This is a genomic window from Flectobacillus sp., assembly GCF_049240685.1.
Classification (GTDB): domain Bacteria; phylum Bacteroidota; class Bacteroidia; order Cytophagales; family Spirosomataceae; genus Flectobacillus.
Window position 1 is genome coordinate 1 of sequence record NZ_JBMLSD010000037.1, and the last position, 6819, is coordinate 6819.

Here is a 6819-nt window from a genome sequence, read left to right on the forward strand (position 1 = left end):
CGGACATGCATTTGTCCCATAGCCCACCGCCGAAAGCCGATACCTGAAAGCTTAAAGCACAATCTCAAACTTTATTTTGCGTACTAACTTAATACCTTGGAGCTACGCTATCTATATTTTAACTTTTCCTCCTCCAAATCTAGTCGATACAAATGTCGACGAACAATCCCTTCATCTACCTCATGGTCTTTGTTCCATTCTCGAAGCCACGCTCTTTGATGATTAATCATGTCGACATACACTTGTTTACATTCTTGGTCGAGGCGAATATTATCAAACTCTTTTCCTTCCTCCTCCCATTTTTCTACGATTTTTTTCAAAATAGGTTGTCTTTCAATCTGTTCTTGGTAATGAGCATGAAGATACTCTAGGCTTTGATTGGTTAGCCTACGATACATATCCTGATAATGAGCTTCACCTGGGAGTACCTCATTTTCTCTTAATAAATTTATTTTCTTAATCAATATAGGTAGCGTAAGCCCTTGAATGAGAAGAGTTAAAAGTATTACAATAAAGGTGATAAACAAAATGAGATTTCGTTGAGGAAAAGGCGTACCATTTTCGAGTGTTTCAGGAATCGAAAGCGCAGCTGCCAAAGATACCACGCCACGCATACCTGCCCAGCCAATGACCAAAGGAGCCTTAAATCCTGGATTACGTTTTTCGGCTACTGGAATAAAGTTTCGAGCAATTAAAGTAGTAATAACAGCCCCATAAGCCGATAAAATTCGGCTCACCATCAACACCAAGGTAACAAGAATACCATATCCGATAGCTTCGCGGATACTGACAATACCTAATCCTTTGGTAATGGTTGGTAGCGCCAAACCGATAATCATAAATACCAATCCATTGAGTACAAAGCAAAAGCTTTCCCATACCGAAAATCCCTTTATACGCCCGCTACTATTCAAAAAAAGGTGGTTTCGATTTGCCAAAAACAAGCCTCCACTTACTACAGCCATTACACCCGAACTATGCACCGATTCGGCTGCGATATACATCATGTAGGGTGCTACCAATGAGAGTACAATATCCATATTGACATCGGTGGGTAATACTCGATGAGCCTTGAAAAATCCGTAAGCCACTGCCAAACCTATGGCTATACCACCAAAAACCATCCAGCCAAAACTAATAAGAGCATCCTGCCAAATAAATTGACCCGTACCTACGGCAATTAAAGCAAAGCGGAACACAATCAAACTCGAGGCATCGTTCAATAAACTTTCACCTTCAATAATTGATTGATAGCGACTAGGCACATGTACAAACTTCATAATAGCCCCTGCACTAACCGCATCTGGCGGCGAAACAATGCCCCCCAACAAAAAGCCAAGAGCCAAAGAAAACCCTGGGATATAGCTATTTGCTACCAAAGCCACTACAAAAGCCGTCAGAAATACAATCAAAAAGGCAAAACTGGTGATAATCCGCCTCCACTTCCAAAGCTCTTTCCATGAAATAGACCACGCCGCCTCCGACAAAAGTGGTGGCAAAAAGATGATAAAAATTAGTTCAGGGTTAATTTCTATATCAGGAACACTCGGAATAAAACTTAGCCCTAATCCTCCCAAAACCAATAAAATAGGATACGCCACTCTGATTCGCTTAGCCACAATAATCAGAATGATGATAAGTAAAATTAAGGATAAATAAAAAGGAAAATGATGTAACATGCTTGTAGGGCTTGATTTACTTTTAGGTTTGGAATTAGGTTACATTAGCAAATTTCAATGTAGGTAAATATGAAATCTTTTTCCAATCTACAAAAAACTCCGCACAATGCTTGTATCCACACAACAAGATAGGTGCAAGTGAATGTTCTACTTAGGCCTTCAAAAGTTTATTTAGCCAACCATCTCTTAAACCACGTAACCTTCTCTTTACTTATAACAATATCGGAGGGGGCTCGTGGTTCGGTTTTTATGTTAACTCTACTATGTGGATAGCTTTCTATAGCAATTACACAGTCTCTGCCAAGTATAAACTGCCGATTGGCTCTTACAAAACAGATAGGGTCTAATTGCTGTTCCAACTCTTCTAACTTGTAATCAAGAATGTATTTTTTACCATCAAACAATTGACCAAAAACTACTCCTTGCTCAATATAAAAAAATGCAAAATCTTCAACCTTAATAGGCAACAACTTATCTCTATATTTGACTAAAAAACTTTTGAGATAACTTTTGGATATAAAAGCCTGTTGAGCTATCAAGGCTTGCAATTGAGAGTAATGATATAATTGTTGATTTTGAAATTTTTGAATTGCTTGTTGTAAGGCTTCTCGGTCTATTGGCTTCAACAAATAATCTATACTATTTAGCTTAAATGCTCGAATAGCATATTCATCAAAAGCAGTTGTAAAAACAATAGGAGTTTCGAGAGGTATTTTTTCATAAATCTCAAAAGAAATACCATCTGATAACTGTATATCTGAAAGGATTAAATCGGGCGCAGGGTTGTTCTGAAACCATGTAATTCCTTCTTCGACACCTTCGAGCACTATCATTACCTCTACAGCCAAAGATAGTTGTCCTAGTAAAAACTGTAATTGGCTAGCAGCAGCAGGTTCGTCTTCTACGATTACTATTTTTAAGGGCTGATTCATACTTGTTCCGACTTAATCAAGGGCAAACGAACTGTAAATTGGCTATCTTTTTCGATAGCAATACTTTTTCCTGTCATAAGTTTATATCGATTGTCTAAATTTGCTAATCCAATGCCCGTTCCTTCGGTTTGAAGTTTTGGCGCAATTTTGTTAGAAACAACAATACATTCGTTTTCTAAAAAAATTGCGATATCCAAGGGCTTACTCGATGATACTACGTTGTGTTTGATTGCGTTCTCAATAAGCACCTGAACAGATAAAGGCAAAATTTGACAATCCTCAGGTGCCGAAATATTCATTTGAATTTGGAGGTTATTCCCAAAACGCATTTTGAGTAAAAAAACGTAATTTTCTACCAATACCAACTCTTCCTTCAAACTCACTAATTGCTGTTCTTGCATACTCAATGAGTAGCGTAATACTTGTGATAATTTCTGCAAATATTCTTGACTCCCAACCGTATCTTGATTGATTAGCCAACTAAGAGTATTGAGTGAATTGAATAAAAAATGAGGATTGAGTTGATTTTTGAGAGCATTTAATTGAAAAAGTATATTATCATGCTTCAATTGCTGGTTTTCGAGTAGGAGTGCATTTTTTCTTTCTGCCTCTTTAAGATTTCTACTCCACAGGTACATCATTACTATCACCACAACCCCACGCATAATAATTGTTGAAATCATCACCATACGCACGTGAAGAAATAAGCTATTGAGCCCTGCCAACATCAGGCAATAGCCCACCCACAAGCCAATAATCACCACCACTTTGTGGCGATTTACCCACAAGTAGGGTGTTTTATCTAGCAAAACGCCAACCACACTTATCCCGAGTATAAAGCAACAAAGTACCTGCACAGTTACATCAATCAAAGCTATTTGCCAATTGTGTAAATGTTCTAAATTGAGAATAATGATTGGAATATTCACTAATAGCGCCGCCAAAAGCGCCATCCCGCCGATTAGTCGTTTGTATATGAAGTTATTGAACATAGAAGTTTGAGTGAAAACCAATCAAAACTACATAAAAAATCAATAAGCAGACGAGCTTTTGAGGTGAATAGGAAAAGCTTGTGGGTGAATAGTTTTTTTATTTCAAAAGGGTATTTATTTCCGTTTGTAATACCATGGCTTTAGACAGTGCCTCATCCATTGGCAGTCCTTCTGGCATTTCGGGGCGTGTATGTTGTGTGGCTCGAAGCCAAGCATTTTTGAGAATATTATGTTTGGCTTGAATTTTTTGGAAAAGTAACAACAAGTTACTCACCGAACGGTTAGGGTACAATTCTGTCCATACCTCTGCATTTCGAGCTTTTTTTAAACCAAAATATGCCAACAGATTTCTACAAATTACCCAGTGCCCTTGTGAATTGGGATGTACGCCATCCGAAGCTAATGTAGCCTCTGGATTTTTCTTTTTTGCTTCATCCAATGTCTTTTTCATTGGAAAATATGTATCTATCACTTCCCATTGCTTTTGGGAGATTAACCATTCTGCATAGCGATTCATCACATCGGCGTAATTAAATGAGACCCCCTTTTTCTTCTCTTCATAAACCGATGGAGTGACATGGATTATCTTGGCACCGCTGGCTTCTACTTGTTTATGAAGTTTTTGAATACCCTCTTGAAACTTCATGAAACGTTCTTCCGAAAAAGGCTGATATATACCATCATTGATTCCATAGGTAGCAATAACGATATCAGGTTGAATCATTTTCAAAACTCTATCAAGTCGCTCAAATAATACTGGACGAGGAAATCGACCACTGGCGTGCCCCTCTTCAGACAACCCCGAAACAGTCTCACTTGGAAGCCCACAATTATAAAACTCAACTTTACTTTCTGGGTTTTGTATACGATAAATCGTTTCGAACAACTGGATGTATTCTCCAGAATAGGTGATACTATTACCGAGAAAAAGCACCTTTTTTACTGAAGTATCAAAAAATTTTTGGCTTAAGCTAGGTTGCCAAAGCAACATTAATGCGATTAATAGAAAGCCATTCGAGGAGTTTTTCATAGTTATGAGAGGAAAATAAAGAGAATCTAAGGAATAAGTTAATTGTGTGCTCATAGCTATTACGGTTTTTAGCTATGAGCATTCTAGCTAAAAACACGGCTAGCTTTTTTCTAACGATTCCGAATGGAGGATACATTTACCCACCTGTAGCTTTATGAACTTTTCGTAAAATCAAACATTTCATTAAATATCCCTCTTTTGGCTTGCCAATCTTGTACGGCTCGTCCTGTACCAGCTGGCCAAGGCTTAATTTCTTCGGGTTTTAGGCGTTTATAATCGACCAACTCCTCCGACAGTTCAATCGTACCTGTGGCCCGAATATGGTACGCAATAATCAATTGGTTCATTCGATGAAACTCATACAAGCCTACTAATTCAATAATTTCGCCATCTAGGTTTAGTTCCTCTTTGACTTCTCGAATAATTCCCTCCTCAGGAGTTTCGCCTGATTCCAAGAAACCTGTTATAAGGGCATACCAAGTGGCAGGCCAAGCGGCGTTTCGGGCCAGGATTACATCTCCTTCGTGTTCTACAATTGCAGCTACTACAGGAATGGGATTGTTCCAATACACATATCCGCAGTCGTTTTCGTCTGGGCAAAAATATCGCTCCTTGCCGTCCTTGAGTTTATACACAAGTTCTTTTCCACATTGTGGACAAAATTTCATCTTTGTCATTAAAATTTACGAATTAGTACAACACCTGCCAATAATAAAAGCGCTCCTAAGAGGCGTCCTGCTGAAATTTCTCGAACAGGAAGATTAAACAAACCAAAGTGATCCATTATCATAGAAATCGTCATTTGACCAGCTATCACCAAACCAAAAGTTAATGCAACTCCTAACCGTGGCATCAAAACCACGATAGTACTCACATAAAAAGCACCTAAGATTCCTGCCAACCAAACATACCAAGGGGCGGTCCGAAAGGCTGTAAACTGCTGAAGCGGTATTTGTGTAACAATCGCATAAACAATCAATGCAATAAGCCCTGTGACAAAGGACAATATAGCTGCCAAAATAGGATGCCCTACGATAGAGGCCATTTTGCCATTAAATGCAGCCTGTGTAGGAAAAACAGCCCCACAAAGAAAAGCTAAGAAAATGAAGATAAATTGTTGCATTTTATAGGTAAAGGAGAGATTGTTATTGCTTGATTTATGGTAAATTGTCTATTTAGCTTTTCCTTATCTGAAAACATTTAACAATTTCATCAAAAACTATGAGAAAAACATTTTACCTCAAGATTCTGTTCATTTTATTTTCTTTTCAGCTCTCGGCACAAGCTCCTTTAGCGTCTCTCAAAACTGATAAAGTTCTCGAAAAGAAACTCCAATCACTCGTCAACGACTTTCAAGGGGTTGTAGGTATTTATGTTAAACATTTGAAAAAAAATACTGGTGTAGCCATTCAAGCGGATACGATTTTCCCGACTGCGAGTATGATTAAAGTACCCATAACCATTGGCTTATTCAACAAAATCGAGAAAGGAGAACTTGATTACCACTCTATTCTGACTTACAAGGATTCGCTTTTGTACGCAGGAGAAGACATACTAGGGTCATTTAAGGATGGCGAAAAGATTGCGCTAAGCAAAGTAGCTATGTTAATGATTACTACTTCAGACAACACTGCCAGTCTTTGGTGTCAGGCCATGGCTACGGGTACTGCTATCAATGAGTGGCTATCTAGTAACGGATTCGAGAACACAAGGGTCAATTCGCGCACGCCAGGACGCGAAGCGTATCGGAAAATTTATGGTTGGGGACAAACAACCCCAAAAGAAATGGCAGAATTATTAGTAAAAATTAGAAAAGGAGAGGTGATTAGTCCAGCAGCAAGCGAGCGTATATATCGAAATATGATTCGTATTTATTGGGATGGCGAAGCCCTAAGTCAAATTCCACCAACTATACAAGTGGCCTCTAAGCAAGGAGCCGTGAGTCAATCAAGGTCTGAGGTGTTTTTGGTTAATGCCCCTTCTGGTGATTATGTGGTATGCGTTATCACGAAAAACCAAAAAGATGAATCTTGGACTAACACTAACGAAGGATATCAATTATTACGGAATGTCTCTAAGACTGTCTGGGAGCATTTTGAACCTAAATTTAAGTGGGAAGCTCCTGCCAAAAGAGACAAGTGGTATTGAGGCATGAAAGCTGTGCTGTAGGCTGTAAGCAGTAAGCA

At 38.6% G+C, this 6819-nt stretch carries 7 protein-coding genes; 1 reads left to right on the forward strand and 6 read right to left on the reverse strand.

Annotated elements, in window-relative coordinates:
* Window positions 1-107: 107 nt before the first annotated feature.
* The 6 genes from ACOVQ4_RS01795 to ACOVQ4_RS01820 form a co-directional block, all read right to left on the reverse strand.
* Window positions 108-1679, reverse strand: coding sequence for a Na+/H+ antiporter (locus ACOVQ4_RS01795; RefSeq protein ID WP_421818952.1), 1572 nt, complete (start codon window positions 1677-1679; stop codon window positions 108-110).
* Window positions 1680-1846: 167 nt separating this feature from the next.
* A complete protein-coding gene (locus ACOVQ4_RS01800) occupies window positions 1847-2611 on the reverse strand; it encodes a LytR/AlgR family response regulator transcription factor (protein WP_421818953.1) in 765 nt (254 codons plus the stop codon).
* The gene (locus ACOVQ4_RS01805; protein WP_421818954.1) at window positions 2608-3603 is read right to left on the reverse strand and encodes a sensor histidine kinase; all 996 of its coding nucleotides are present in this window, start codon (window positions 3601-3603) and stop codon (window positions 2608-2610) included. The genes ACOVQ4_RS01800 and ACOVQ4_RS01805 overlap by 4 nt, the downstream gene beginning before the upstream one ends.
* 97 nt (window positions 3604-3700) lie before the next feature.
* Entirely contained in the window at window positions 3701-4633 is a 933-nt protein-coding gene (locus ACOVQ4_RS01810) for an SGNH/GDSL hydrolase family protein (protein WP_421818955.1), read from the reverse strand.
* Between the two features lie 152 nt (window positions 4634-4785).
* A complete protein-coding gene (locus tag ACOVQ4_RS01815) occupies window positions 4786-5301 on the reverse strand; it encodes an NUDIX domain-containing protein (RefSeq protein ID WP_421818956.1) in 516 nt (171 codons plus the stop codon).
* An 8-nt stretch (window positions 5302-5309) separates the two neighbouring features.
* Complete coding sequence (locus ACOVQ4_RS01820) at window positions 5310-5756, reverse strand: DMT family transporter (RefSeq protein WP_421818957.1); 447 nt, start codon at window positions 5754-5756, stop codon at window positions 5310-5312.
* A gap of 98 nt (window positions 5757-5854) precedes the next feature.
* Between ACOVQ4_RS01820 and ACOVQ4_RS01825 the strand changes: the two genes are divergently transcribed.
* Window positions 5855-6781 carry a serine hydrolase gene (locus ACOVQ4_RS01825; RefSeq protein ID WP_421818958.1) on the forward strand — a complete coding sequence of 309 codons (927 nt, stop codon included), beginning with the start codon at window positions 5855-5857 and terminating at the stop codon, window positions 6779-6781.
* The last annotated feature ends 38 nt before the right edge of the window (window positions 6782-6819 follow it).

Bases quoted from the DNA above. Each gene is read 5' to 3' on its own strand.
- ACOVQ4_RS01805 (WP_421818954.1), bottom strand. From the start codon at position 3,603: ATGTTCAATAACTTCATATACAAACGACTAATCGGCGGGATGGCGCTT.
- ACOVQ4_RS01800 (WP_421818953.1), bottom strand. From the start codon at position 2,611: ATGAATCAGCCCTTAAAAATAGTAATCGTAGAAGACGAACCTGCTGCT.
- ACOVQ4_RS01795 (WP_421818952.1), bottom strand. From the start codon at position 1,679: ATGTTACATCATTTTCCTTTTTATTTATCCTTAATTTTACTTATCATC.
- ACOVQ4_RS01825 (WP_421818958.1), top strand. From the start codon at position 5,855: ATGAGAAAAACATTTTACCTCAAGATTCTGTTCATTTTATTTTCTTTT.
- ACOVQ4_RS01810 (WP_421818955.1), bottom strand. From the start codon at position 4,633: ATGAAAAACTCCTCGAATGGCTTTCTATTAATCGCATTAATGTTGCTT.
- ACOVQ4_RS01815 (WP_421818956.1), bottom strand. From the start codon at position 5,301: ATGAAATTTTGTCCACAATGTGGAAAAGAACTTGTGTATAAACTCAAG.
- ACOVQ4_RS01820 (WP_421818957.1), bottom strand. From the start codon at position 5,756: ATGCAACAATTTATCTTCATTTTCTTAGCTTTTCTTTGTGGGGCTGTT.